At 65.2% G+C, this 25,498-nt stretch carries 25 protein-coding genes; 5 read left to right on the top strand and 20 right to left on the bottom strand.

Going from position 1 to position 25,498, the window contains the following annotated elements:
• Position 1: 1 nt before the first annotated feature.
• From AABA51_RS07830 to AABA51_RS07800, 7 genes are all read right to left on the bottom strand, one after another.
• A complete protein-coding gene (locus AABA51_RS07830; RefSeq protein WP_338276182.1) occupies positions 2 to 2,896 on the bottom strand; it encodes a monovalent cation/H+ antiporter subunit A in 2,895 nt (964 codons plus the stop codon).
• A gap of 139 nt (positions 2,897 to 3,035) precedes the next feature.
• The gene (gene modC / locus AABA51_RS07825; RefSeq protein WP_338276485.1) at positions 3,036 to 4,130 is read right to left on the bottom strand and encodes a molybdenum ABC transporter ATP-binding protein; all 1,095 of its coding nucleotides are present in this window, start codon (positions 4,128 to 4,130) and stop codon (positions 3,036 to 3,038) included.
• The gene (modB, locus tag AABA51_RS07820) at positions 4,130 to 4,825 is read right to left on the bottom strand and encodes a molybdate ABC transporter permease subunit (RefSeq protein ID WP_338276180.1); all 696 of its coding nucleotides are present in this window, start codon (positions 4,823 to 4,825) and stop codon (positions 4,130 to 4,132) included. The genes modC and modB overlap by 1 nt, the downstream gene beginning before the upstream one ends.
• A 7-nt stretch (positions 4,826 to 4,832) precedes the next feature.
• Positions 4,833 to 5,603, bottom strand: a complete 771-nt coding sequence (gene modA, locus AABA51_RS07815) for a molybdate ABC transporter substrate-binding protein (RefSeq protein WP_338276178.1) — start codon at positions 5,601 to 5,603, stop codon at positions 4,833 to 4,835.
• Between the two features lie 67 nt (positions 5,604 to 5,670).
• On the bottom strand, positions 5,671 to 6,042 hold the full coding sequence (locus AABA51_RS07810; RefSeq protein WP_338276176.1) for a winged helix-turn-helix domain-containing protein: 372 nt from the start codon (positions 6,040 to 6,042) through the stop codon (positions 5,671 to 5,673).
• A 71-nt stretch (positions 6,043 to 6,113) separates the two neighbouring features.
• Positions 6,114 to 6,833: a VIT family protein gene (locus tag AABA51_RS07805; RefSeq protein ID WP_338276174.1), complete on the bottom strand. Its 720-nt coding sequence runs from the start codon at positions 6,831 to 6,833 to the stop codon at positions 6,114 to 6,116.
• Positions 6,833 to 8,239, bottom strand: a complete 1,407-nt coding sequence (locus tag AABA51_RS07800) for an FAD-binding oxidoreductase (RefSeq protein ID WP_338276173.1) — start codon at positions 8,237 to 8,239, stop codon at positions 6,833 to 6,835. The genes AABA51_RS07805 and AABA51_RS07800 overlap by 1 nt, the downstream gene beginning before the upstream one ends.
• A 162-nt stretch (positions 8,240 to 8,401) precedes the next feature.
• On the opposite strand from AABA51_RS07800, the gene AABA51_RS07795 reads away from it, so the two are divergent.
• Positions 8,402 to 9,901: a fused MFS/spermidine synthase gene (locus AABA51_RS07795; RefSeq protein ID WP_338276171.1), complete on the top strand. Its 1,500-nt coding sequence runs from the start codon at positions 8,402 to 8,404 to the stop codon at positions 9,899 to 9,901.
• Positions 9,902 to 9,985: 84 nt separating this feature from the next.
• Here AABA51_RS07795 and AABA51_RS07790 read toward each other — a convergent pair whose 3' ends face one another.
• The 10 genes from AABA51_RS07790 to AABA51_RS07745 all read right to left on the bottom strand — a co-directional run bounded on the left by AABA51_RS07790 (position 9,986) and on the right by AABA51_RS07745 (position 18,783).
• Positions 9,986 to 11,209, bottom strand: a complete 1,224-nt coding sequence (locus tag AABA51_RS07790) for a cysteine desulfurase (protein ID WP_338276170.1) — start codon at positions 11,207 to 11,209, stop codon at positions 9,986 to 9,988.
• Positions 11,210 to 11,809 carry a YIP1 family protein gene (locus AABA51_RS07785; RefSeq protein ID WP_338276168.1) on the bottom strand — a complete coding sequence of 200 codons (600 nt, stop codon included), beginning with the start codon at positions 11,807 to 11,809 and terminating at the stop codon, positions 11,210 to 11,212.
• On the bottom strand, positions 11,806 to 12,309 hold the full coding sequence (locus tag AABA51_RS07780; RefSeq protein WP_338276166.1) for a hypothetical protein: 504 nt from the start codon (positions 12,307 to 12,309) through the stop codon (positions 11,806 to 11,808). Before AABA51_RS07780 ends, AABA51_RS07785 begins: the two co-directional genes overlap by 4 nt.
• 3 nt (positions 12,310 to 12,312) lie before the next feature.
• Positions 12,313 to 13,614 carry a SufB/SufD family protein gene (locus AABA51_RS07775; protein ID WP_338276165.1) on the bottom strand — a complete coding sequence of 434 codons (1,302 nt, stop codon included), beginning with the start codon at positions 13,612 to 13,614 and terminating at the stop codon, positions 12,313 to 12,315.
• Positions 13,614 to 14,369, bottom strand: coding sequence for a Fe-S cluster assembly ATPase SufC (gene sufC, locus AABA51_RS07770; RefSeq protein ID WP_338276163.1), 756 nt, complete (start codon positions 14,367 to 14,369; stop codon positions 13,614 to 13,616). The genes AABA51_RS07775 and sufC overlap by 1 nt, the downstream gene beginning before the upstream one ends.
• A gap of 56 nt (positions 14,370 to 14,425) precedes the next feature.
• A complete protein-coding gene (locus tag AABA51_RS07765) occupies positions 14,426 to 15,340 on the bottom strand; it encodes an FkbM family methyltransferase (protein ID WP_338276161.1) in 915 nt (304 codons plus the stop codon).
• 32 nt (positions 15,341 to 15,372) lie between these two features.
• A complete protein-coding gene (locus AABA51_RS07760; protein WP_338276159.1) occupies positions 15,373 to 15,567 on the bottom strand; it encodes a hypothetical protein in 195 nt (64 codons plus the stop codon).
• Positions 15,568 to 15,610: 43 nt separating this feature from the next.
• A complete protein-coding gene (gene sufB, locus AABA51_RS07755) occupies positions 15,611 to 17,146 on the bottom strand; it encodes a Fe-S cluster assembly protein SufB (protein ID WP_338276157.1) in 1,536 nt (511 codons plus the stop codon).
• Between the two features lie 62 nt (positions 17,147 to 17,208).
• Positions 17,209 to 18,252, bottom strand: a complete 1,044-nt coding sequence (locus AABA51_RS07750) for a cysteine desulfurase family protein (protein WP_338276155.1) — start codon at positions 18,250 to 18,252, stop codon at positions 17,209 to 17,211.
• 69 nt (positions 18,253 to 18,321) lie between these two features.
• Positions 18,322 to 18,783 carry an Rrf2 family transcriptional regulator gene (locus AABA51_RS07745; RefSeq protein ID WP_338276153.1) on the bottom strand — a complete coding sequence of 154 codons (462 nt, stop codon included), beginning with the start codon at positions 18,781 to 18,783 and terminating at the stop codon, positions 18,322 to 18,324.
• Between the two features lie 167 nt (positions 18,784 to 18,950).
• Here AABA51_RS07745 and AABA51_RS07740 point away from each other — a divergent pair, with 167 nt between their 5' ends.
• The 4 genes from AABA51_RS07740 (at position 18,951) to AABA51_RS07725 (ending at position 21,228) form a co-directional block, all read left to right on the top strand.
• Positions 18,951 to 19,604, top strand: coding sequence for an alpha/beta hydrolase (locus AABA51_RS07740; RefSeq protein WP_338276151.1), 654 nt, complete (start codon positions 18,951 to 18,953; stop codon positions 19,602 to 19,604).
• A gap of 13 nt (positions 19,605 to 19,617) precedes the next feature.
• Positions 19,618 to 19,851 (top strand): hypothetical protein, encoded by a 234-nt coding sequence (locus tag AABA51_RS07735; RefSeq protein ID WP_338276149.1) that lies wholly within the window; start codon positions 19,618 to 19,620, stop codon positions 19,849 to 19,851.
• A 168-nt stretch (positions 19,852 to 20,019) separates the two neighbouring features.
• Complete coding sequence (locus AABA51_RS07730) at positions 20,020 to 20,226, top strand: hypothetical protein (RefSeq protein ID WP_338276147.1); 207 nt, start codon at positions 20,020 to 20,022, stop codon at positions 20,224 to 20,226.
• Positions 20,227 to 20,232: 6 nt separating this feature from the next.
• The gene (locus tag AABA51_RS07725; protein ID WP_338276145.1) at positions 20,233 to 21,228 is read left to right on the top strand and encodes a DUF6976 family protein; all 996 of its coding nucleotides are present in this window, start codon (positions 20,233 to 20,235) and stop codon (positions 21,226 to 21,228) included.
• A 40-nt stretch (positions 21,229 to 21,268) separates the two neighbouring features.
• On the opposite strand, the gene AABA51_RS07720 is transcribed toward AABA51_RS07725, so the two are convergent.
• From AABA51_RS07720 to recA, 3 genes are all read right to left on the bottom strand, one after another.
• The gene (locus AABA51_RS07720) at positions 21,269 to 21,559 is read right to left on the bottom strand and encodes a DUF1330 domain-containing protein (RefSeq protein WP_338276143.1); all 291 of its coding nucleotides are present in this window, start codon (positions 21,557 to 21,559) and stop codon (positions 21,269 to 21,271) included.
• A 3-nt stretch (positions 21,560 to 21,562) separates the two neighbouring features.
• A complete protein-coding gene (gene alaS / locus AABA51_RS07715) occupies positions 21,563 to 24,223 on the bottom strand; it encodes an alanine--tRNA ligase (protein ID WP_338276141.1) in 2,661 nt (886 codons plus the stop codon).
• Between the two features lie 193 nt (positions 24,224 to 24,416).
• On the bottom strand, positions 24,417 to 25,490 hold the full coding sequence (gene recA / locus AABA51_RS07710) for a recombinase RecA (protein ID WP_338276139.1): 1,074 nt from the start codon (positions 25,488 to 25,490) through the stop codon (positions 24,417 to 24,419).
• Between the last annotated feature and the right edge of the window lie 8 nt (positions 25,491 to 25,498).

Below are 25,498 nucleotides of genomic sequence, written 5' to 3'. Positions count from 1 at the left end.
GTCAGCTGTCTCCCCCGCGCGCCGTGACCCTGTCCATCCCGGGGTCGAAGTCCATCGCTTCGGTGTTCACGGTCTCGCCGGCATGACGCGCGATCCGCGACAGGCTGTAGAGCATCAGCATCACAGCCCCCAGAACGGTCAGGAACACGCCCAGGTCGAACAGCATGGCCGTGGCCAGTTCGAATTCCTCGATCGGCGGAAGATGCACATAGGTATAGGCCGAGGTCAGGAAGGGCGTGCCCGAAAGCCATGCCCCGACCCCGGTCAGGCCCGCGATGATCACGCCAAAGCCGATCAGCGTGTGGTATTCGATCCGCTTGCGCGCCTGCGTCCAGGCAAAGCCCGAAGCCATGTATTGCATCAAAAGCGCGATGGCGACGACCAGACCCGCGACGAACCCCCCGCCCGGCTGGTTGTGCCCGCGCAAGAAGATATAGGCCCCGACCACGATGGCGATGGGCATCAGGACGCGGGTGACCACGACCATCATCAGCGGATGGCGGTCGCGCGACAGATGGGTCACGGCCAGCCCTTCGCGCAGCACAGCCGACATGGCACCCCCCCCGCGCAGCTTGCGCGCCACGGGACCGGCCAGAAGCGTCTGGACAAGCGCATAGATCACCATGCCCGCGATCCCCAGGACGATGATCTCGCCATAGGTGTCATAACCCCGGAAATCGACGAGGATCACGTTGACCACATTGGTGCCGCCGCCGCCCTCGTAGCTGTTGTCGAGGTGGAACTGCGAAATGGTCGAGATGTCGCGCAACAAGAAGGCATAGGCCAATCCCCCGACGCCCAGACCCGCCACCACGGCGATCACCCCGTCACGCAGGCGGCGCAAGGCGCTGCTTTCGATGGGCGTTGTCTTGGGCAGGAAATGCAGCGCCAGAAGCAGCAGCATGATCGTGACCGTCTCGACCGAGATCTGCGTCAGCGCCAGATCGGGGGCCGACAGATAGGCAAATCCCGCCGAGATCGTCAGACCGATGATCCCGATCAACACAAGCGATGTGAAGCGGTCCCGGTGCAACAGGACCACGGCGACACTCGCCACGATCAGCATGAGCCAGCCGATCCCCACCACCGCAGGCACCGGCAACAGGTCGCGCGTCGGCGCGGACAGGCCGCTGCCGGTATAGGCGATCCACCCAAGCGCGACCGAGGTGACGACGAAAACCGCCAGATACCGGCTGATCGCCCCGTTGTGCGCGATCTCGGTGATTTGGCGCGACAGGGCGACGATGGCGGCCACCAGACGGTCAAAGATCACCTTGGCCTCGGGGCGCGGCGCCCCCTCCCATGCCGCCAGAAGCGGCTTGTGCAGGCCAAGCAGCGCACCACCCCCCAGAACCGCGATGACCGACATCCAGAGCGCGGGCGTCACGCCATGCCAGATCTTCAGATGCGGGTGCAGATCTGCCCCGGTGACGGCATTGGCGGCCGCCGTCACGACCCCCTCGGCCAAGAAAGGCGCGATCCCGATCACGACCACCAGAACGGTCAGGAATGCGGGTGCTGCCCAAAGCCCTGCGGGCGGATCATGTGGTTTGTGCGGATAATCATCGCGCACCGGCCCCAGAAAGACATGGCCGATGAAGCGGAAGGAATAGGCCACCGACAAGAGCGCGCCCAAGGTCGCCAGAACCGGCACGGCCCACGTGCTGCCCGCCCAATAGGTGTGCGATGCCTCCTCCAGCATCATCTCCTTGGACAGGAACCCGTTCAAAAGCGGTATGCCCGCCATGGACAGGGCCGCGATCGTGCCGATGGCGAATGTGATCGGCATCAGGTGGCGCAAACCGCCCAACCGGCTGATGTCGCGGGTATGGGTCTCGTGATCGACGATCCCCACCGTCATGAAGAGTGCCGCCTTGAACGTCAGGTGGTTCAGGATGTGAAACACCGCCGCCACCGCCGCAGCCTCCGTCCCGAAGCCCAGAAGCATGGTCAAAAGACCCAGGTGGCTGACCGTCGAAAAGGCCAAAAGCGCCTTCAGGTCATCCTTGAAAAGCGCAATCAGCGCGCCCAGCACCATCGTGACCAGACCCGTGGTCGCCACGATGTAGAACCACGCATCCGTCCCCGCCAGAACCGGCCACATCCGCGCCATCAGGAAAACGCCCGCCTTCACCATGGTCGCCGAATGCAGATAGGCCGACACGGGCGTCGGGGCCGCCATCGCGTGCGGCAACCAGAAATGGAACGGGAACTGCGCCGATTTGGTGAAGGCCCCCAAAAGGATCAGGATCAGCGCGGGCAGATACCATTCGGAGGCCCGGATCGCCTCACCCGCCTGCAGGATATCGGTCAGCTTGTAGCTTCCCGCGACATGGCCGAGGATCAGCATGCCCCCGATCATCGCAAGACCCCCTGCCCCGGTCACGGCCAGCGCCATCCGCGCGCCCTGCCGCCCCTCGGGCAGACGTTTCCAATACCCGATGAGCAGGAAGGACGAGAGCGAGGTCAGCTCCCAGAAGATCAGCAAAAGCAGGATGTTGTCGGAAATCACGATGCCCAGCATCGCGCCCTGGAACATCAGCAGATAGGTGTAGAACTGGCCCATCGGATCGTCGCCCGACAGGTAGAACCGCGCATAAAGCGTGATGAGCAGGCCCACGCCGAGGATCATCGCGGCAAACATCAGCCCCAGCCCGTCGAGGAAGAAGGACACCGACAGCCCCAGCTGCGGCAGCCACATCACCTCGGCCGTGATCACCTCTCCGCGCAACACGTCCGGCGCGAGGATCAGCAACAGGATCAAGGCCAGCACGGTCGGCACGGCGGTGAAACTTGCGCAGGCGTTGCGTCCTGCACGAATCATGATCCCCGGAATCACTGCGCCCAGAAAGGGCAACAAGGATATCAGGAACAGGAAATGGCCCTGGTCGTTCATTTATGCGTCCCTGCCGTGCACGCGGCGTTCCGTCTTGGATAAGCGGTTGCAAGCCGATGGAAAAGAGCCTGCCAGCCCCATGAACGACGCCCGGCGCAAAAAATGAAGCATGATCGGGCAGAAAACCTTTGCCGCGCCGTCAGGTCGCACCATGCGCCGCGCCGACATCGGCCGGCGCGACGGCAACCGATTTCAGAACCGCATGCACCGATACGCCCGGTTCCAGCGCCAGGGCCGCGACCGACCGGCGCGTGATCCGCGCCAGCACACGCCCCGCAGGCGTGTCGAGGGCCACCAGCGCCCCCGGACCCTCACCGGCCCGGATTTCGGCCACGACACCGGGTAGGATGTTGAGCGCGGACAAACCATCCGGCGCCGCGCGCGACAGGATCACGTCATGCGCCGCGATCCGCACCCGCAGGTTCACGCCCGCCTCGCGCCGCAACCGTGGCAGGAACAGCGCAATCCCGCCCGCCTCGATCTCGGTCAAGCCGTCCGCGTGATGGCGGACCACACGCGCCATCAGAACCGCCCCTGCCTCGCGCGCGCCGGTGGGCAGGACGGTCGGGTCGCCCAGCACCTCCGCCGCGGGTCCCGCCGCGATCACCCGTCCAGCCTCCAGCGCGACGATCGTCGTGGCCAGCCGCGCCACCTCGGATGCGGCATGGCTGACATAGAGGATCGGGATCGCCACCTCGTCGCGCAGCCGCTCGAAATAGGGCAGGATCTCGGCCTTGCGCGCCTCGTCCAGCGCGGCCAGCGGTTCATCGGCAAGGATCAGGCGCGGCGCGGAGAGCAGCGCGCGCCCGATGGCCACGCGTTGTTTTTCGCCCCCCGACAGCGCGCCGGGCCGCCGGTCGAGCAAGGGACCGATCCCCAGCATCTCGACCACGCGCCCCATATCCTCGCGCGGGGCGCCTTTGGGCGCGAACCACGCGCCATAACGCAGGTTCTGCCGCACGCTCAGATGCGGAAACAGTCGCCCTTCCTGAAAGATATAGCCGATGCGGCGTTTGTGCGGGGGCAGCCACTGGCGCGCAGCCGTATCGGTCAGGATCGTGTCGCCCATGGCGATCCGCCCCGCTTCGGGCCTGAGCAATCCGGCGACCGCGTTGACGATACTGGTCTTGCCGGACCCCGAGCGCCCGAACAGGACCGTGATCCCCTGTGGTGCGGCAAATTCCGCATCGAGCGTGAAGCCGCCAAAGCGGTGTTTCAGCCGCACCTCCAGCATCACGTGCCCCCGATCCGGCGTGCGACCGCCCGGCTGATCCATTCCGACAGGAGCAGCGCCGCCATGGCGATGACGATGGCCACGATGACCAGTCGCGCCGCGTCATCCTCCCCGCCCGGCACCTGCAAGAAGGTGTAGATGGCCGAGGGCAGCGTTTGCGTTTGCCCCGGGATGTTCGAGACAAAGGTGATCGTCGCCCCGAATTCCCCCATCGCCTTGGCAAAGGCCAGGATCGCGCCCGCGATGATGCCGGGCAGGATCAGGGGCAAGGTGACGGTCAGAAAGACCCAAGACCGCGTTGCGCCCAGCGTGCCCGCCGCCTGTTCGAGCTTGGGGTCCACCGCCTCGATCGCCAGCCGGATCGCGCGCACCATCAGGGGAAAGGCCATGATCCCCGCCGCCAGCGCCGCCCCCGTCCAGCGAAAGGCAAAGACGATCCCGAACCAGCTTTCGAGGAATTCGCCCACTGGCCCCCGCCGCCCGAAGGTCATAAGCAACAGGTAACCCGTGACCACGGGTGGCAGGATCAATGGCAGATGCACCAAACCGTTCAAAATCTGCTTGCCCGGAAAGCGCCAGCGCGCAAGCGCATAGGCGGTGAATATCCCGAACGGCAGGCTCACCACCGTCGCCCAGAAGGAGACGCGGAGCGACAGGAAAACCGCCTGCCATTCGCTGGGGGAAAGCCAATCCATCACGGCGTCAATCTAGCACCCTGAACCCCTGGGCCTCGAACCGGGTCCGCGCGGCCTCCGATCTCAGCGCGTCGAAAAAGGCGCGGTCTGCCGCATCCGCCGCCTCGATCAGAAGGGCGGCGGGATAGCGGATCGACGGATGGCTGTCGGCGGGAAAGGTGCCAAGGATCGTCACGGTGTCATCCGCGGCTGCATCGGTCGCGTAGACGATGCCGTATGGGGCCTCTCCCGTCGAGACAAGCGCCAGCGCGGCGCGCACATTGTCGGCTTGCGCAACCGACCCCTCGACCAATCCCCAAAGTCCAAGATGTTCCAAGGCCGCCTTGCCATATTGACCGGCGGGCACCGCCTCGACCAGCGCCATGGCCAAACGTTCCTCCCCCAGCATGCTCGCCAGGTCGAGCTCCGGGCCGATGTCGACCTGTGTTGCACCCCGATCATGCGCGACCAGAACCAGCGCATTGCCCAAAAGATCGGTCCGCGTGCCTTCCACAACCAGCCCCTCCGCCTCGACTGCATCCATCCAGGTCACCGCGGCCGAGATGAAGATATCGGCAGGCGCGCCCGCGAGGATCTGCTGGGCCAATTGGTTCGATCCGGCGTAGGAAATGGTAACCTGGTGGCCCGTCTCCGCCATCCAATCCGCCGCGACCGCGTCAAGTGCCGTCCGCAGGGATGCGGCGGCAAAGAGCATCACGCCCTCTGCCCGGGCCGGGACCGCAAATCCAAGGGCGAGCGCAAAGGCAAGCGCGGGTCGGGCAAAGGTGGACAGGCGCATGATCAGTCTTTCCGACACTGATATGTTTCATGAAACATATCGTAAGCCACCGGCCCCGAGGCAAGCGTTATTTTCCGTCGGGAATATCGCGTAGCAGAGCCGCAAGGGCCGCCACCTGCGGCGCGCCAGCCTTGGCCACGGTGGTTTCCATGTTGCGGTAGAGGGCCAGCACCGCCTGCCCCGTGGCGGTCAGATGCGCCCCGCCCCCGGCCTTGCCCCCGCGTGCCGACGCGACGAGCGGTTCACGAAAGGCCGCGTTCATATTCTCGACCAAAAGCCAGGCGCGCTTGTAGCTCATGTTCATCGCCCGCCCTGCAGCGGCGATGGAGCCCGTCCGGCCGATATGCTCCAACAGGTCCACCTTTCCGGGACCCAGCATCGTGTCTTCCCCGAACAGGATACGGATGCGCAGGCTGGCAGGGGCGGATCGGGCCGTCATGCGCCGATCATGCCAAGACGAGCGGGAGGGACGCAAGCGCGATACATTCCGCCTCCACCCTTGCAGAGATGCTAAAGTGTGGCACCGACGATCGACCCGATCGCACTCGTGACGCCCATGGCCACAAGACCCCAGATCGTCACCCGGATCGCCCCCCGCCTGCGCGATGCGCCGCCCGCCTGCGCGCCAAGCGCGCCCAGCGTCCCAAGCGCAAGCAGGGTCGCGCCACCCACCCAAAGCTGCAGATCGTCGAGCGGCGCAACCGCCCCCACGGCCAATGGCACCGAAGCCCCTGCCGCAAAGGTCAGGGCCGAGACCAGTGCCGCCTGCAGCGGACGCGGCGGGGACAGGTCGGTCAGACCGATCTCGTCGCGCAGATGGGCACCAAGCGCATCGGCCTCGGTCAGATGTTCGGCCACTTCGCGCGCCAACGGCGGCGGCAGACCACGGGTCTCGTAGATCGCGGTCAACTCGTCCAGTTCCGCCTCGGGGTTTTGCTTCAGCTCGCGCTTTTCCTTGGCGATATCGGCCTGTTCGACATCCTCCTGGCTCGAGACCGAGACATATTCTCCCGCCGCCATGCTGAGCGCGCCTGCCGTCATGCCCGCAACGCCGGCCAGAAGGATGGTGACATGATCGGCCGCCCCCGCCGCAACCCCCACGATCAGCGAGGCGGTGGACAGGATGCCGTCGTTCGCCCCCATGACAGCCGCGCGCAGCCAGCCGGAGCGGCCCGACAGATGCGGCTCGATATGGGCCGAAGGGATGCCGTGATGAATGGGCCGCGCCATCAGCCAAGCCCCATCTTGCCAGGGTTCAGGATGTTGAGCGGATCGACCGCGCGTTTGATCGCCTGCATCATGCCCATCGCCCCCTGCCCCAGTTCGCGTTCCAGATATCCCGCCTTGCCCTGCCCGATCCCGTGTTCGCCGGTGCAGGTCCCGTCCATCGAAATCGCCAGCTCGTTCAGCCAGCCGATGAACTCCTCGGCCTGCGCCACCTCGGCGGCATCCTCGGTATCGACCAGAAGCAGGCAATGGAAATTCCCGTCGCCCACATGGCCCACGATGGGCGCAAGCATGCCCATCGCGGCAAGCCTGTCCTGTGCGGCGCTCACGCAATCCGCCAGACGGCTGACCGGTACGCAAACATCAGTCGACAGGCCCCGCGCGCCGGGGCGCAGCTGCAATCCGGCCCAATAGGCGTCATGGCGCGCCTGCCACAGGCGGTTTCTGTCCTCCTCCCGCGTGGTGAAGGTGAAACCATGGCCCCCCATCTCTTGCGCGATCTCGCCAAAGGCGCGCGCCTGTTCGGCAACGCCCGCCTCGGACCCGTGGAATTCCAGAAGCAACAGAGGCGTCTCGGGAAGCGTGAGCTTGGAATAGGCATTGACCGCGCGCACCTGCAACGCATCCAGCAATTCGATCCGGGCGACCGGAATGCCATACTGGATCGTCGCGATCACGGCCGCGCAGGCCGCGCCCACATCGGGAAAGGAACAGGTCGCGGCCGATACGGCCTCGGGTATGCCTTGCAGGCGCAGGGTCAATTCCGTGATCACCCCCAGCGTCCCTTCGGAGCCCACCATCAGGCGCGTCAGGTCATAGCCCGCGCTGGTCTTGCGCGCGCGCTGTGCGGTCGTGACCACCTCGCCCGAGGGCAGGACCGCCTTGAGCGACAGGACATTGTCCTTCATCGTCCCATAGCGCACCGCATTCGTGCCGGACGCCCCCGTCGCGGCCATCCCGCCGAGCGACGCATCGGCACCGGGATCGACCGGAAAGAAAAGCCCCGTAGCGCGCAGATGCGTGTTGAGCGCCTTGCGCGTGACACCGGGCTGGATCACGCAATCCATATCCTCGGCATGAACCGCGAGAATGGCGTTCATCTCCTTGAAATCGAGCGAAATGCCGCCTGCGGGCGCATTCACGTGCCCCTCCAGCGAACTGCCCGCCCCAAAGGGGATCACGGGAACCCGGTATTCTGTGCAGATGCCCAGGATCGCCTGCACCTCTTCGGTCGAGGTGGGGCAGATCACCGCATCGGGCGGCTGGTTTCGCAGCCACGTGGTGGTATGCGCATGCTGTTCGCGCAGGGCCTGACCGGTCTCAAGCCTTGCGCCGAAACGTTGCCGCAACACCTCGATCGCGGTCGCGATGCCGGTTTCGTTGCGCGCCAGATCGTGAACGCCCGCCATCTTGTCCGCCCCCCGGTTCTGCTTGGCCGTGCCAATCGCTTAGACCCAAGCGGAGGGCCTGTGCAAGCGCACCCGCTGTCACATTCGCCGCGTCACGGTTGCACTTGCCTCCGCCCGCCGGGTCGTTTCAAGTGCAAGCTCGGGACTTTGGGGAGGATCCACATGACGCGACCGACGCCGCTTTGGCTACTCGTGGTCTTGCAAGGGGGCATTTCGGCCGCCTCGCTCGTGGTCGAGATCGTGGCGGGCCGGATGCTCGCACCGCATGTGGGCATGTCGCTCTATACATGGACGGCGGTGATCGCCGTGGTTCTCGCGGGCTTTTCCGCAGGCCATTGGTGGGGCGGGCGCCTGGCCGCGCTGCCGACCAACCGGGCGCTGGCCTGGACGGGGGGTGCCACGCTGGCGGCGGCGCTGACCACGGCGGCGGCGGTCCTGATTCTGCCCATGGTAGCGGGCCCGGTGCTGGCCGTTGTCACAAGCCCCGTATGGGGCATTACGGCGCTGACCATGGTGGTCTTTTTCCTGCCCTCCTTCTTTGCCGGTGTGCCCGCGCCCGTTCTGGCGCAGATCGCCATCACCTCGAACCCCGACCGGTCCGGCCCCGCGCTCGGCGCGATGTTCGCCTCGGGGGCTGTCGGGGCCATCGCGGGCGTTCTTCTGGCCGGCATCGTCTTCATCGCCTGGCTTGGCTCTGCCCTGACGCTCGTCGTGGTGACGGTTGTCTACATCGCCTCGGGCCTGTTGTTCTTCTGGCTCGCGCGCTCGCGCGGTTTTGCCATCGCGGTGCTGGCCGGGGCGGCGGCAGCAGGCATGGCGGGGCTGGCGCTGGCCGCCCCCCAGCAATGCCACCAGGAAACGCAATATTTCTGCCTCCGGGTCGAGGATCTGTCGGCCGATCCGTCCAGCCCCGTGCATCTGATGGTGATCGACCACCTCGCCCATGGGATCAGCGCCCGCGATGCGCCGCAGGTCCAGTTCACCGTCCATGGCGCGATGCTCGACACGCTGACGCGGCTCCGCGCGCCCCGGGCAGATTACAGCACCTACGTGATCGGCGGCGGCTCCTTTTCCGTGCCGCGCAGCCTGATGGCGCAGGGGGCGGGCCCCATGACCGTGGCCGAGATCGACCCAGAAGTGACGCAGCTTGCCGAAGACGCCTTTTGGTTCGACGCCTCCGCCGCCGAGATCTGGCACGAGGATGCGCGCCGCGCCCTCCTGATCCGGCCCGAGCGGCAATTCGACATCATCATCGGCGATGCCTTCACCGATGTGGTCGTGCCCGTTCACCTCGTGACGCGGGAATTCTTCGAACTGGTCGCGGCACGGATGACGCGTGACGGGTCCTTCCTGATGACCGTGATCGATTACGAGGATCGCCTGGGCTCGCTGGGGTCCATCGTCATGACGCTGCGCGAGGTCTTTCCGGTGGTCGAGGTCTGGACGCAGGCTGGCCAGCCCGCGCCCGGATCGCGGATGGTCTTTGCGGTGGTGGCGGGATCGGTCGAAACCCCGATCAGCCAATTCACCGCCCCTGCCCCCGATCTGATGGCCTTTGCCGCGCTTGATGACCGGTTCATCCGGGCGATCGCGGCCGACAGGGGCATGATACTGACCGATGATTACGCGCCCATCGACCGGTTGATGGGGCGGCCCGACTGAGCTTTTGAATGGTGCGCCTGAAGGCACACCCTACCATGCGCAACGGTCCGGGTAGGGTGCGCCTTCAGGCGCACCTACGTGCATTCACGCGAACAACTCGTGGCACAGCTCCAACGCCTCGATCAGCACATCCACCTCGGCTTCGGTGTTGTACATCCCGAAACTCGCCCGGCAGGTCGCGTTCAGCCCCAGATGCGCCATCAACGGACCGGTGCAATGCTGCCCTGCCCTGACCGCCACGCCCTTCTTGTCGAGCACGGTCGAGATGTCATGCGCATGGGCCGCCCCCTCGAGCGTGAAGGAAAAGATCGCCCCCTTGCGCGCCGACGTGCCTTGCACGTTAAGCCAGTTGAGCCCGTCCAGCCGCGCCCTTGCGTAATCGCAAAGCCGTTTTTCGTGAGCGGCGATATTCTCCATCCCCACGCCCATCATGTAGTCGAGCGCCACGCCCAATCCGATCTGCTGTACGATCCCGGGCGTGCCCGCCTCGAACTTCATCGGCGGGTCGTTGTAGATCACCCGGTCGCGATGCACCTCGCGGATCATGTCGCCGCCCCCGATGAAAGGGCGCATCTCGGCCATCCTGTCGGCCTTGATATGGATCGCGCCCGACCCCGAGGGGCCATAAAGCTTGTGGCCCGTGACCGCGTAGAAATCCGCCCCCAGATCGTCGAGGTTGAGCGGCATGTGCACCGCCGCCTGTGACCCGTCGACCAGCACCGGAATGCCGTGCGCATGGGCTGCCTCGATCACCGGTTTCACATCGAAAACGGTGCCCAGGACATTGGACATATGGGACATTGCGACCAGCCTGGTCTTTGGGCCCATAGCCTCGATCATCGCCTGCGGGTCCAGATCGCCCTTGGCATCGACCTCCACCCATTTCAGCACAACGCCCTGCCGCTCGCGCAGGAAATGCCATGGCACGATATTGGCGTGATGTTCCGCAATCGTCAGAACGATCTCGTCCCCGGCCTCGAGCCGCGGCATCGCCCAGCCATAGGCGACAAGGTTGATCCCTTCCGTCGCACCCGAGGTAAAGACGATCTCGTCCTCGTTTTTCACCCCAAGAAAGCGCGCGATGGTGCCGCGCACGCCCTCGTATTTCTCGGTCGCAAGGTTCGACAGGTAATGCAGGCCGCGATGCACGTTGGCGTATTCCATCGAATAGGCCTGCGTCACCGCGTCGATCACCACCTGCGGCTTCTGCGCGCTCGCCCCGTTGTCGAGGTAGACCAACGGCTTGCCGTTCACCTGCCGCGACAGGATCGGGAATTCCGCGCGGATCTTGTCGATATCATATGTCATTCAGACCGTCCCGAAGGTGATGCCCAGAAGCGTCAGCAAAAGGCTGAGGGCAAAGAGAAGCGCAAAGGCCGACAGGATCGTCATCACCGCCACCATGCCAAGCGACGTGAACCCGTGCAGTGCCGCGATGAAATTCACCAAGAGCCACAGGAAAAGACCCAAGGCCAGGATCGTGATCAGCCCTGCAACCGGAGGAAGCGCCACCAGCGCGATCAACTGCACCACCTGCACGCAGAGAAAGATGAATTGCAGCCAGATGATCAGCGCGAGCGCTTCCTCAAAGCGGCCCGTGCCGCCGAAAAGCCGCCCGATATGCGTGATCGCATGGGCCATCAGGTACAGGAACCCGGCCTGAAGCGCCCCCATCACGACCGGAGACGCCCCCATAGGACCGGTCAGCGGCCCGCCTTGCGGCAATCCGGCCAGAAGATAGAGGATATCGCCCAGAAGCATCGACAAGACGATGACCAGCGCGAATGCCAGCCACAGCGCCTGTCGCGGCAGCCCCAGCGCCAGAACCGTTTCGGCCCCTTCGCGGGGATTGGCCACCGTGTCGCGCGCCATCCGCAACAGGGGGCCCAGAGAAATGATATGGGTCATGCCCCCGCCTCGGGTTCGCGTTCCGCCTCGCGCAAGCAAAGGCCCCAGATGGCGAGGAAGGCAATGAGCAAAAGCCCCCCGGCGATCCTCTGCTCGATCCCCGGCCCGATGAAGCCCGCCACCAGCCCGTGAAAGAGCCATGCAGGCGATGTCGCAAGCAAGGACCAGAACAGCGCCAGCCGCGCCGAATACCACGTCCCACGCCCCCCGATCATCCGCGCAACCACATGCGTGATGCCGGCCAGGGCATAGGCCATCAAGGGCCAGATCATCAGCATCGAGAAAAAGGTGATCGCCATGACGGCTTCCAGCGGCGGACCACCTTCTGACGCAAGAAACGCCTCCCGGCTCAACCGTGGCCATTGCGCGACGAAGATCACGAGACAGGCCGCGATCAGCATCGCCAGCGCCCGATCCTCGCGGCGGCCCATGGACAAGAGCCGCCGCATGACCACGCCGGGCCTGCGCCATGTCGCCACGATATCGGTGGTCACCGCCATGGATCAGCCCCGCCTGCGCCGCTCCAGCCACATCTGCAACCGGACGCGGATATCCTCGGCCAGCCGCTCATCCTCGATCTCGCCGATGGCCTCGTCGATGAAGGCCAGAACCAGCAGGTCCGTGGCGGTATCGTTCGGCACACCGCGCGCACGCAGATAGAACAACGCGGTTTCGTCGATCGCCCCGGTGGTGGAGCCGTGCGAGCATTTCACGTCATCGGCGTAGATTTCCAGCTCCGGCTTGGCCTGGAACGACGCTTCCTCGTCCAGAAGCAGCGATTGGCTGATCTGGTAGCCATCCGTTTTCTGCGCGCCGGGTTTCACGAGGATCTTGCCCTGGAACACGCCTTCGGCCCCGTTTCTCAGCACCTTCTTGAACACCTGGCGGCTTTCGCAGCGCTCGGCGTCATGGGTGATGAACACGGTATCGTCATGGTGGAACGCATCGTTGCGCGCATCGCCCATCGCGGCGCCTGCGACATGGGCCACGGCATCGTCACCGGTCAGCTCGATCACGTGCTCGTTGCGCGTCAGCACGCCGTTCACGGTCAGGGTAAAGGATTTGTAGACGCTTTCCTCGCCCAGCCGCGCGAACATATGGGTCGCCGCGCGGCGCTCATGGTCGCGGCCTTGCGCGCGCACATGGTGGAACGTGCCGCGATCGGCCACGCTGATCTCCATGCATTTGTTGAACCGGGCTGCGGCCGGACCGTTCTCCAGAATGGTCAGCTCCGCCCCGTCCTCGACCCGCACGACATGGTGCAGGATCGCATCCGAGGTTTCCGAGCGGTGCAGGTAGACAAGGCTGATCGGCTTTGCGACCTTTCCCGTCGCCCGGATCACCACGCCATCTTGTGCAAAGGCCGTGTTCAACGCCGCCAGCGGACGCTGAACCGGGGTCTGGCCCGCGGTTTCCAGCTTGCCGTAATGCTCACGCGCCCAATGGATGTCGCGCGCCATTGCGTCCGACAGGCGCTCGATCTCCACCCCGGCAAGGCTCAGATCGTCGGATTGCGCGGCGTCAAAGACGCCATCGACAAAGACGATGCGCAGACGGTCGATCCCAGCAAAGATCGGCTCTTCATCCGTCGCCTCGAACAGGGCCGCGCGCGGCGCTGCCGCCTGCGTGAGGCTGCTGGGATCGGTGAACTTCCAATATTCGTCGCGCCGATTGGGAAGACCCATGGCGCGCAGCCGCGCCAGCGCATCGGCCCGCGCCGCATTGGCCCAAGCGCCCCCTTTGGGCAGGTCCAGCGCCGCGATGCGCGCCTCGGTCAGATCCTGCTTGGCTTGTGCAACCGCCATCACGCCACCTCGTTCAGGATATCGGCATAGCCGTTCTTTTCCACCTCGAGCGCCAGCTCCGGCCCGCCCGTCTTCACGATGCGGCCATCGGCCATGATATGGACGACATCGGGTTTGATATGGTCCAGAAGCCGCTGGTAATGCGTGATGACGAGGAACCCGCGCCCCGCATCGCGCAGCGCATTCACGCCATCCGACACCAGCTTCATCGCATCCACGTCAAGCCCGCTGTCCGTCTCGTCGAGGATGCACATCTTGGGCTCCAGCATCGCCATCTGGAGGATTTCGTTGCGCTTCTTCTCACCGCCCGAAAAGCCCACGTTCACGGGGCGCTTGAGCATCTCGGCGTCGATCTTGAGCGTCTTGGCCTTTTCGCGCACGAGTTTCAGGAAATCGCCCGCGCTGATCTCGTCCTCGCCGCGTGCCTTGCGCTGCGCGTTCAGCGCCGTGCGCAGAAAGGTCATGTTGCCCACGCCGGGGATCTCGACCGGATACTGGAACGCCAGGAACAGACCCGCCGCAGCGCGGTCTTCGGGTTCCATTTCCAGCAGGTCTTCGCCTTCCAGCGTCGCGCTGCCCTCCGTCACCTCGTAGCCATCGCGTCCCGACAGCACGTAGGACAGCGTCGACTTGCCCGATCCGTTCGGCCCCATGATGGCGTGAACCTTGCCCGCCTCGACGGTCAGGTCGACACCCTTGAGGATCTGCTTGTCCTCGTCTTCAAGCTTCACATGCAGGTTCTTGATCGTCAGCATTGGCGTATCCTCTCAGCAATCTTGACGCCCTCGGCGCGTGCCGGGGCCATGTTTCGTCATTCGGCGGCCAGCGTGTCCGGCCCTGCCCGCTCGGGGCGTTGTGTCGTTTCGGGAAGAAGGTCGATGTAATCATGCACCTGTTCGGGCCTGATCCGCTCGCGCTCGGCCAAGACGCCAAGCGCCGCGACGCCCAGATCCTGGCTCAGGAACACCGCATCGGCGAGGATCGCGAGATGCTTGAGCGCCTCGTCCTCCAGCCGCTCCAGCCCAAAGAGATGGCGCACGAAAACCGCGTCCCCGTCGCCCAATTGGCTGCGGTAATGCTTGCGCCGCAGGCGATTGCAATAGCCCGACCGGAACCCGAAACTCTTGAGGAACAGGAACTTGTGCAGCCCGAACCCCATCTTGCCCAAGACAGCGGCCTGATCGGGCAACAACGGCTGATCCTCGTAGATCGGCAGCGCCGAAACCTCCGAAATCACCGTGACAGCACCTGTCAGACGCGCCTGTCCATGCTCGAACACCGCGCATTCCCCGCCCTGCACGTCGATCTTCAACAGATCGAATTCGGGCAGCTCCGCGATATCGTCGAGCCGGATGGTCTCGACCTCCAGCCGTTCCACCACCTTGGCGCGGTCCTTGAACTGTCCCAGCGCCGCCATCGTCGCCCCGCTCGGCTCCAGTAGCGAGGTAAAGCCGCTGTCGGCGCACACCCTGAGCGTTCCGCGCGATCCATCGCCCACCACATGCGGCAGGTAATGCTCGCCCTTGCCCGCATCGCGACGCAGCTTTGCCAGCGCCTCTTCCTGCGGCTCGAAACCCCAGACCTCGCAGCCGCCCATCTTCAGCAGCCCCGCATAGGGCGGCACGTCCAACGGGTTGGCCCCCACATCGACGACCCGCGTGACGCGCGCAGGCGAAAGAATCCCGATCAGGGCCTCCACACGTTTCGCGTCGAAATCTGCCGACATGACCTTCCCCTCAAGCGCGCCGATAGGACCCGTCAGCGCCGCATGATCAGCTTGGCCGAGACATGGCTGATGATCGTCGCCGTCACCGCCGCAAAGGCCGCCATGCCCGGCCCGCCGGGCTGCCAGATCGGATAGGTCAGGCTCATCATGATCACGACCCCGATCGCCACCAGAAGCGCATAGCGCGGGCGCGGCTCGCCCGCCGTCAGCCAGAATTTCATGTTCATCGACCCACCTCGATACCAGACCCGTCTCGCCGCGCCGGCCCGATCAGCCGACGCTACCCTCCAGCGAAATCGCCACCAGCTGCTGCGCTTCCATGGCGAATTCCATCGGCAAGGCCTGCAAGACCTCGCGCGCGAAGCCGTTCACGATCAGGGCGACGGCCTCTTCCTCGCCGATCCCGCGCTGGCGGCAATAGAACATCTGCTCGTCATCCACCTTGGACGTGGTCGCCTCGTGCTCCACCCGGCTCGAGTTGTTCTTGACCTCGATATAGGGAACAGTATGCGCGCCGCATTTGTCGCCGATCAAAAGGCTGTCGCATTGCGTGTAGTTGCGGCTTTCCTTGGCCTTGGGATGCATCGACACAAGACCGCGATAGGTGTTCTGCGCGCGGCCCGCGCTGATCCCCTTGGACACGATGCGCGACTTCGTGCGCTTGCCCAGATGCACCATCTTGGTGCCGGTATCGGCCTGCTGGGCATTGTTGGCGATGGCGATGGAATAGAACTCGCCCTGGCTGTCATCGCCCCGCAGGATGCAGGAGGGGTATTTCCACGTGATCGCCGATCCCGTCTCGACCTGCGTCCACATCACCTTGGACCGGTCGCCCCGGCAATCGGCGCGCTTGGTCACGAAATTGTAGATGCCGCCCCGGCCTTCCTCGTCGCCCGGATACCAGTTCTGGACGGTGGAATACTTGATCTCCGCATCCTCGAGCGCGATCAGCTCCACCACCGCCGCATGCAGCTGATGGGTGTCGCGCTTGGGCGCGGTGCAGCCTTCGAGGTAGCTCACATAGCTGCCCTTGTCGGCGATGATCAGCGTGCGCTCGAACTGGCCCGTATTCTCGGCATTGATGCGGAAATAGGTCGACAATTCCATCGGGCAGCGCACGCCCGGCGGGATGTAGACAAAGGAGCCGTCCGAAAACACCGCCGAATTCAGCGTGGCAAAGAAATTGTCGGTGATCGGCACGACGGAGCCGAGGTATTTCTTGACCAGCTCGGGATGCTCGCGGATCGCCTCCGAGATCGAGCAGAAGATCACGCCCGCCTTCTTCAGCTCGGCCTGAAAGGTCGTGCCGACGCTGACGCTGTCAAAGACCGCATCGACCGCCACCTTGCGCCCTTCGGCCGGCGCATCCTCCGCCCCTTCGACGCCGGCAAGGATCATCTGTTCCTTCAGCGGGATGCCCAGCTTGTCATAGGTCGCCAACAGCTTGGGGTCGACCTCGTCCAGGCTCTTGGGCTTTTCGGCCATGCTCTTGGGCCGGGCGAAATAATACTGGTCCTGGTAGGCGATGGGCGGGTAATTCAGCATCGCCCATTCCGGCTCGTCCATCTGCTTCCAGCGCTTGAACGCCTGCAGACGCCAGTCGGTCATCCATTCCGGCTCGCCGTTCTTGTCCGAGATCAGGCGCACGATGTCCTCGTTCACGCCCTTGGGCGCGTAGTCCATCTCGATCTCGGTTTCCCAGCCGTATTTGTACTTGCCGCCCATCGCCTGGACGGTTTCGACCGTTTCGCGGTCGACGCCATCCTTGACCTGCGTGTCCTGCATGTCGGTATCGAGGGCTGCCATGTCACTCTCTCCTCTGCCGGCCTTGGCCGGGTCATCCTCTGGGGCCGGGTCCCGGCCGTTCGTCAGCGGCGCTTGGCCGCCCATCTGTCCCGCGCCGCGAGCCAGGCTTCGGCAAAGGCCATCACCTCCGCCTCCGTCGTCTCGGGCCCGAGCGAGACGCGCAGCGCCGATGCCGCCGCCTCCTCGTCCAGACCCATGGCGCGCAAGACGCCGCTGGCCTTCACCTTGCCCGAGGAACAGGCCGATCCCGCCGAAACGGCGAAACCTGCCAGGTCCATCTGCATCACCTGCGTCTCGCCCTTCCATCCGGGCGTGACCATCAGGCTGGTGTTGGGCAGCCGGGTCTGATCTTTCCCGACAAAAATAGTCCCTTTCGCGCGGGGTTCCAGAGTCTTTTCTAGAATATTTCTAAGTTTGTCCACCCGATCCCAAACGCCCGAGGCCAGATCTTGCGCCGCCGCCTCTGCCGCTGCGCCAAATCCGGCAATGCCGATCAGGTTCTCGGTGCCCGATCTGCGCCCCATCTCCTGACCGCCGCCGCGGATGCGCGCCTCGACATCTAGGCCCCGGCGCAGCACCAGCGCCCCGATTCCCTTGGGCCCCCCGATCTTGTGGGCCGAGACAAAGACCATATCGATTCCCGACCAGTCAAAGGCCACGGGCAGTTTTCCGAACCCTTGCGTCCAGTCACTCACCGCCAGCCCCTCGGGCAGATCCTGCACGATACCCGTCTCGGAATTGGCCAATTGCAGCGTGCTTGCGGGCGCATCCTCCAGCCGCACCCGGCCCGCGCCATCCACGGCCAGGTCCTCGACCACCCAGGCCCTGACCGCATCATGCTCGACCGCCGCTCCATGCAGCCCGCGCCCCGCCAGCGCCAGCGCCGCCGCTTCCGTGGACCCCGAGACAAAGACGATATCGGCCGCCTGCGCCCCCAGCGCCTCGGCCAATTGCCCCCGCGCCCGCTCCATCAGCGCCTTGGCCGCCCGCCCCTCCGCATGGACCGACGACGGATTGCCCACCACATCCATCGCCGCGACCATCGCCGCCCGCGCCTCACGCCTCAGCGGCGCCGTCGCGTTGTGATCAAGATAGATCCGCGCCATCCCGCCCCCGCTTCATCTTTCCAAAAATATGCATGGCCCGACGGGCATCCCCGATCCGGCCGCCCGTGGTCAGCCCTCGTCGACCACCTCGAACAAGGTCGGCACGGCCGGGCATGGCGTCAGCCCGTTCTGCACCACGTCCGACAACCGCGTCTGGTGCAAGAAGACATAGACATGCGCAGACAGGCTCTCCCAGAGCCGGTTGGTCATCGATTGCGCCCGGCTCCCCGATACGCCCCCCGTCGCGCCTGCCCCGGTATGCAGGGCGCTCACCGTCTCGTCCACGGCGGCAAAGATATCGACCACCCGGATCTCGGAGGCGGGCCGCGATAGCCGGTAGCCGCCCCCCGGCCCCCGGACCGAGTCGACCAGTTCCGCCCGGCGTAGCTTGACGAACAATTGCTCGAGATAGGGCAGCGAAATGTCCTGCCGCTTGGACAATTCCGCAAGCGACATCAGCCCGTCGCCGTTCTGCAGCGCAAGATCGGCCATCGCGACCATGGCGTAACGCCCCTTGGTGCTCAGCTTCATGCGCAGCCTCTCCCCTGCAAAGATTGACCTTTTCGATCCGCAGGCTTAACTGCGAAGCGACCCGGTTCCGGCTTCCCCGGCCCCGGCAGGAATTCATCGGTTCTAGGCAGCGGCCCCGAATGCGTCAAGCAGCGCCGCCGCCCGGACCCCGCTTGAGGAGAGTGCGTTTGCCCGAGGTGATTTTCCCCGGCCCCGAGGGTCGGCTCGAAGGCCGTTACCACCCGCAAAAGACCAAGGACGCGCCCATCGCGATCATCCTGCATCCGCATCCCCAATTCGGGGGCACGATGAACAACCGCGTCGTCTACAACCTGCATTACGCCTTTCACAAGATCGGCTTCACGGTGCTGCGCTTCAATTTTCGGGGTGTGGGCCGCAGCCAGGGCGAATACGACCAGGGCATCGGCGAACTCAGCGATGCGGCCTCCGCGCTCGATTACCTCCAGTCGATGAACCCCAATTCCAAGCATTGCTGGGTCGCGGGCTTTTCCTTCGGGGCCTGGATCGGCATGCAGCTCTTGATGCGGCGCCCCGAGATCACGGGCTTCGTCAGCGTCTCGCCGCCCGCCAACATGTATGATTTCAGCTTCCTCGCGCCCTGCCCCGCCTCGGGCCTGATCATCAACGGGGCCTCCGACCGCGTGGCCAAACCCCAGGATACCCGCATTCTCGTGGACAAGCTGCACGAGCAAAAGGGGATCACGATCACCCACCAGGAAGTGGAAGGCGCAGGGCATTTCTTCGAGGATCCCCACATGGATCCGATGATCGAAAGCGTGCAGACCTATGTCCGCCGCCGCCTGACCGAGAACAGCCGCTAAAAGGTCGCGCGCCATGAGCCGCATCGCCGAGGAACTGGCCGACAAGCTGGCCCGCGACACGCTCGAAGCGGCCGAACGCCTGGGCGACGACAAGCTCGTCGAGCAGATCGCCCAGGCCATCGGCGCCTCCTCCCCCACGACCGAGGAATTGTTCCGCACGCTGGTGCGCGTCCGCGTGGCCGAGGCGCGCGCCCGCAAATTGCTCGAGGCGCGTCTGGCCCGCGCAACCACCGCACCGGGCGGCTGACGCCCGGGCCACAGGCCATCCCCAGGATCGCTGACGACCCGGCCCCGCGACACTTGCGCCCGTGGCCGCAATCCTAACGTCCCGCCCCTAAGCTTTCGCCCCTGCCCGCCGTTTGCCCCTGTGCTCCCAGGGAACGCGCAATCCTCTGGCACCAAACGAAAGCACAGCATGACCCTTCCAAATCCCCTCAAGCTGAGGTCGCTCATCACCTCGGACACGGCCCTTTCCTCGGCCTCGCTCGCCACGCGCATCGTCGTCGGACGGTTGCGGATCGAGGTGCGCAACAACCCCGGCCTCATAGATGCCAAGGTGCAGGAACTTGTCACCTTTGCCCGCCAGAACGCCTTCGCCGCCGATGAACTCGTGCAGCTCTGAGAGAAAGTGACGATTGTGAAAAACGAACTTCTGACCCTTGAAGACGCCTCCGCCCGCATCCGTGCCGGGGCGATCCTGTCCATCGCGGGCGACGAGGCACTGCTGGCGCAATTGCCGCGCGGCAGCTGGATCGGCGGAACCTCCGTCTATTTCGTGACCGATACGGGCGGCGCGGTGATCCGCGACCGGCTGTTCTGCACCACGATCGAGCACGCCACCGCCGCCACGATCCGCACGATCGATCCCGATGATCTGGCCAGCATCCCCTCGGGCTATGTCGAGGGCGGCTTTTCCCTCGTCCTGATCCCCGCCTTTTCCCGTGCCCATGCCACCTTCGCCATGGACGGCGCGGGCTATCCGGGCTTTTTCGCCCAACCCCTGATGGGCTGGATTTCGGGCGTGCATCTCGACGACATCGGACGCGTCACGCCCAAGGTCTTCGACGGCCGGACCGGGCTTGCGCTCGAAGATGCCGCCGTGGTGATGCATCTGGCCCTTGGCGCGGGCGACCGGGTCGATCTCGACATCGTCAACATCTTCTCGCGCAGCGATGATGACAGCCTGACCTTCCGCTTCCCGCAAACGGGCTTTTCGGCCCAAACCGCGCTCGTGAACGGGCAACAGGTGTCGCTCGCCCGCTTCCTGACCGATAACGGGATCGACACGCGCCTGCCGCTCATCGCCGATTACGGCGGGGCGCTGGTGAATGTGTCGGTGCAATCGGTCGATGTCGCGGGCGATACGGTCGCTTTCTACGCGCCGGTCATGGCGGGGGTCGACTATCGCCTCGCCCGCCCGCTGCCCGATTACCGCGCGGCCTTTGCGGGCCAGCTCGGCACGGCAGGCTCGGGGCAGTTTTCGTGCAACTGCATCCTGAACTACCTTTACGGCGATCTGGAGGGCAAGGCGACGGGCGGCTTCACCGGCCCCGTCACCTTCGGCGAGATTGCCTATATGCTGCTGAACCAGACGCTTGTCCGTCTTGACGTGACACCGGCCTGATCATGGGCGCGGGGGCCGCTGCGGTCCCCGCCCACCCCGATCAATCCAATGCCTCGACCAGCACCAGGTCGCGTTCGGATGCGCCTTGCGCATGGCTCAACGCCTCCTGGTAGGTGGCGCTTTCGTAACAGGCATTCGCCGCCTCGAGGCTCGGGAACCGCGCCACGACATTGCGCGGATGCGCGCGGCCCTCCTTCTGGATCGCACGTCCCCCGCGCGCGAGGAATTCCCCGCCATGCTCGGCGATGGCCTTGGTCGCAAGGGCTGCGTATTTCGCATAGGCCGCATCATCCGACACGGTCACATGCGCGATCCAGAACGCTCCGGGCATCTGTCACTCCCCCTTCAGAACAGTTTCCGCCGCCGCGATGGCCGCCTCGGCATTGGCCGCGTCCTTGCCGCCGCCTTGCGCGAAATCGGGCCTGCCGCCGCCGCCCTTGCCGCCCAGCTGTTCCACCGCCGCGCGCACCAGGTCGACCGCCGAAACCCGGCCCACCAGGTCCTCGGTCACGCCGGCCGCGACCGCGGCCTTGTCGCCGGTATCCGCGATCAACAGCACCGCACCCGATCCAAGCCGCGCCTTGTGCTCGTCGATCAGCCCGGCCAGGTCCTTGCCGGTCACACCGCTCAAGGCCTGCGCGTGAAAGGCGATGCCGTTCACCTCCCGCGCCTCGGGTGCCGCCTGACCCGCGCCGCCCGCCATGGCCAGCGCCCGGCGCAGCTGCGCCACCTCGTTCTCCAGCTTGCGCCGCTCGTCCTTGAGACTGCGCACCCGCTCCAGCAATTCGGCAGGCGTCGCGTTCATCTCTTGGGCAAGCGCTGCCACGCGCCGATCCTGCCCCGACAGGTAGTCAAAGGCCGCGAGGCCGGTCAGCGCCTCGATCCGGCGCACCCCGGCGCTCGACGCGCTGTCGCCAAGCGCCACGAAAACCCCGATATCGCCCGTCTGGCGCACATGCGTGCCGCCGCACAATTCCAGCGAATAGGTCTGGCCATCCGCGCCCTTGCCCGATCCGGCCAGCGTCCCCATGGACACCACCCGCACCTCGTCGCCGTATTTCTCGCCGAACAGCGCCTGCGCCCCCAGATCGCGCGCCGCATCGGGCGTCATGATCCGCGTTTCCACCGGTGCATTCTGGCGGATGAAATCATTCACCTCACGCTCCACCCGCGCCAGGTCTTCCGCCGACAACGCCTTGCCATGGCTGAAATCGAACCGCAGACGGTCGGGCGCATTGAGCGAGCCGCGCTGTGCTACGTGATCGCCAAGCGCGCGGCGCAGCGCCTCGTGCAGCAGGTGGGTGGCGGAATGGTTGGCCCGGATCGTGGTGCGGCGGTCATGATCGACCTCCAGCTCCGCACCCTGACCGGGCTTGATCGTGCCGTCGGTGACTTCGGCCATATGCAGGAACAGGCCCGCGATCTTCTTGGTGTCGGTCACGCGCGCCTTGCCCGTCGCGGTGCGGACCATGCCGGTATCGCCGACCTGGCCACCCGATTCCGCGTAGAACGGCGTCTGGTTGACCACGATCGCCAGCGTCTCCCCGACGCCCGCCTGATCGACGCCCGCACCCTCGCGCACCAGCGCCAGAACCTGCCCCTCCGCGATCTCGGTGTCATAGCCAAGGAATTCGGTCACCCCGTGCTGTTCAACCAGATCGTACCAGATGGCCGCATCCGCCTGCTCGCCCGAACCGGACCAGGCCGCGCGCGCCTTGGCCTTCTGTTCGGCCATCGCGGCATCGAACCCGTCGGTATCGACCGCCCGGCCCTTTTCGCGCAGCGCATCCTGCGTCAGGTCGAGCGGGAAACCATAGGTATCGTAAAGCTTGAACGCCGCCGCACCGGGCAGCGCCGCCCCTTCGTCCAGCCCCGACAATTCCTCGTCCAGCAGTTTCAGACCCCGATCCAGCGTGGTCTTGAACCGCTCTTCCTCCAGCTTCAGCGTCTCGGTGATCAACGCCTGCGCGCGGCCCAGTTCCGGATAGGCTTGGCCCATCTGCTGCACCAGCGACGGCACCAGACGGTGCATCAGCGGGTCCTTTGCCCCCAACAGATGCGCATGGCGCATCGCGCGGCGCATGATCCGGCGCAGCACATATCCCCGCCCCTCGTTCGACGGCATGACCCCGTCCGCGATCAGGAAGGAACAGGACCGCAGATGATCCGCGATCACGCGGTGATGAACCTTTTGCGGCCCGTCGGGATCGACACTCGTCGCATGGGCCGCCGCCTCGATCAGCGCGCGCATCAGGTCGGTGTCGTAATTGTCGTGCTTGCCCTGCAACAGCGCGCCGATCCGCTCCAGCCCCATGCCGGTGTCGATCGACTGCATGTCGAGCGGCACCATCGAGCCATCCGCGAATTGCTCGTTCTGCATGAAGACGACGTTCCAGATCTCGATGAACCGGTCGCCATCCTCCTCCGCCGACCCCGGCGGACCGCCCCAGATATGGTCGCCATGATCATAGAAAATCTCGGTGCAGGGGCCGCAGGGACCGGTCGGCCCCATCTGCCAGAAATTGTCCGAGGTGGCGATGCGGATGATCCGATCCTCGGGCACGCCCACCTTCTTCCAGATCTCGAAGGCCTCGTCATCGGTGTGGTAGACCGTGGTCAACAGCCGCTTGGCGTCGATCCCGAAATCTCGGGTGATCAATTCCCAGGCAAAGGGGATGGCCTCGGTCTTGAAATAATCGCCGAAGCTGAAATTCCCCAGCATCTCGAAAAACGTATGGTGCCGCGCGGTATAGCCCACGTTGTCGAGGTCATTGTGCTTGCCGCCTGCGCGCACGCATTTCTGCGCGGTCGTCGCGCGCACGTAATCGCGCCGTTCCACCCCGGTGAACAGGTTCTTGAACTGCACCATCCCCGAATTGGTGAACATGAGCGTCGGGTCGTTGCGCGGCACGAGCGGGCTCGAGGGCACGACCTCGTGGCCGTTGCGGCGGAAATACTCGAGGAAGGTGGAGCGGATATCGTTGAGGCTGGCCATCGGGTCTCGACTGAAGCTGGGCGTGGGTCACGTCGGACAAGGCATGTATCCCCGCACCCCGCCCCTGTCCACGGCTGCGCGGCACCCGATGCGAAAAAAGGCGACCCCAAGGGGCCGCCTTTCTTGCAAACATGGTCCTGATGCCCTGCCACCCCGCCCCTTTGTCGGGGCGCAGGTGCCACGGGGCCGACCCTCAATCGTCGACCATCTCCATCGGGCCGTCCTCATCGCCCATGGCGAAATCCAGCCCGTGCGAGGCGCGGATCTTGTCCTCGATCTGCAGCGCGACCTCGGGATGATCGCGCAGGAACTGCTTGGCATTCTCGCGGCCCTGCCCGATCCGCTCATCCCCGTAGGAGAACCAGGACCCCGACTTCTCGACCACGCCGGCCTTGACGCCCATGTCGACAAGCTCGCCCATCTTCGAGATGCCTTCGCCATACATGATGTCGAATTCCACCTGCTTGAAGGGCGGGGCCACCTTGTTCTTGACCACCTTGACGCGGGTGGTGTTGCCCACGACCTCGTCGCGATCCTTGATCGACCCGATGCGGCGGATGTCGAGCCGGACCGAGGCGTAGAATTTCAGCGCATTGCCGCCCGTCGTCGTCTCCGGGCTGCCGAACATCACGCCGATCTTCATCCGGATCTGGTTGATGAAGATCACCATGCAGTTCGACCGCGCGATCGAGCCCGTCAGCTTGCGCATCGCCTGGCTCATCAGGCGGGCATGCACGCCCACCGAACTGTCGCCCATGTCGCCCTCGAGCTCGGATTTGGGCGTGAGCGCCGCGACCGAATCGACCACGACAAGGCTGACCGCGCCCGAGCGCACCAGCGTGTCGACGATCTCCAGCGCCTGTTCGCCCGTATCGGGCTGCGAAATCAGCAGCTCGTCCAGGTTGACGCCCAGCTTCTTGGCATATTGCGGGTCAAGCGCGTGTTCAGCATCGACAAAGGCGCAGACGCCGCCCTTTTTCTGCTCCTCGGCCACGACATGCAGCGTGAGCGTGGTCTTGCCCGAGCTTTCGGGGCCGTAAATCTCGATGATCCGCCCCTTGGGCAGGCCCCCGATCCCCAGCGCGATGTCGAGACCCAGCGAGCCGGTCGAGGTCGCCTCGATATCCTTGAGGGCGTTGTCGCCGCCCAGCTTCATGATGGAGCCCTTGCCGAACTGGCGTTCGATCTGGGCCAGCGCACTGTCGAGCGCCTTTTGCTTGTCGGCAGATTTGCGGTCGGTCATGTCGAGAAGATTTGCCGTTGCCATTGCGATGG

Source organism: Roseicyclus marinus (assembly GCF_036322625.1).
In the GTDB taxonomy this organism is placed as follows: domain Bacteria; phylum Pseudomonadota; class Alphaproteobacteria; order Rhodobacterales; family Rhodobacteraceae; genus Roseicyclus; species Roseicyclus marinus_A.
Note: the sequence above shows the minus strand (reverse complement) of the source record. Positions and strands in the feature narration are given on the sequence as shown.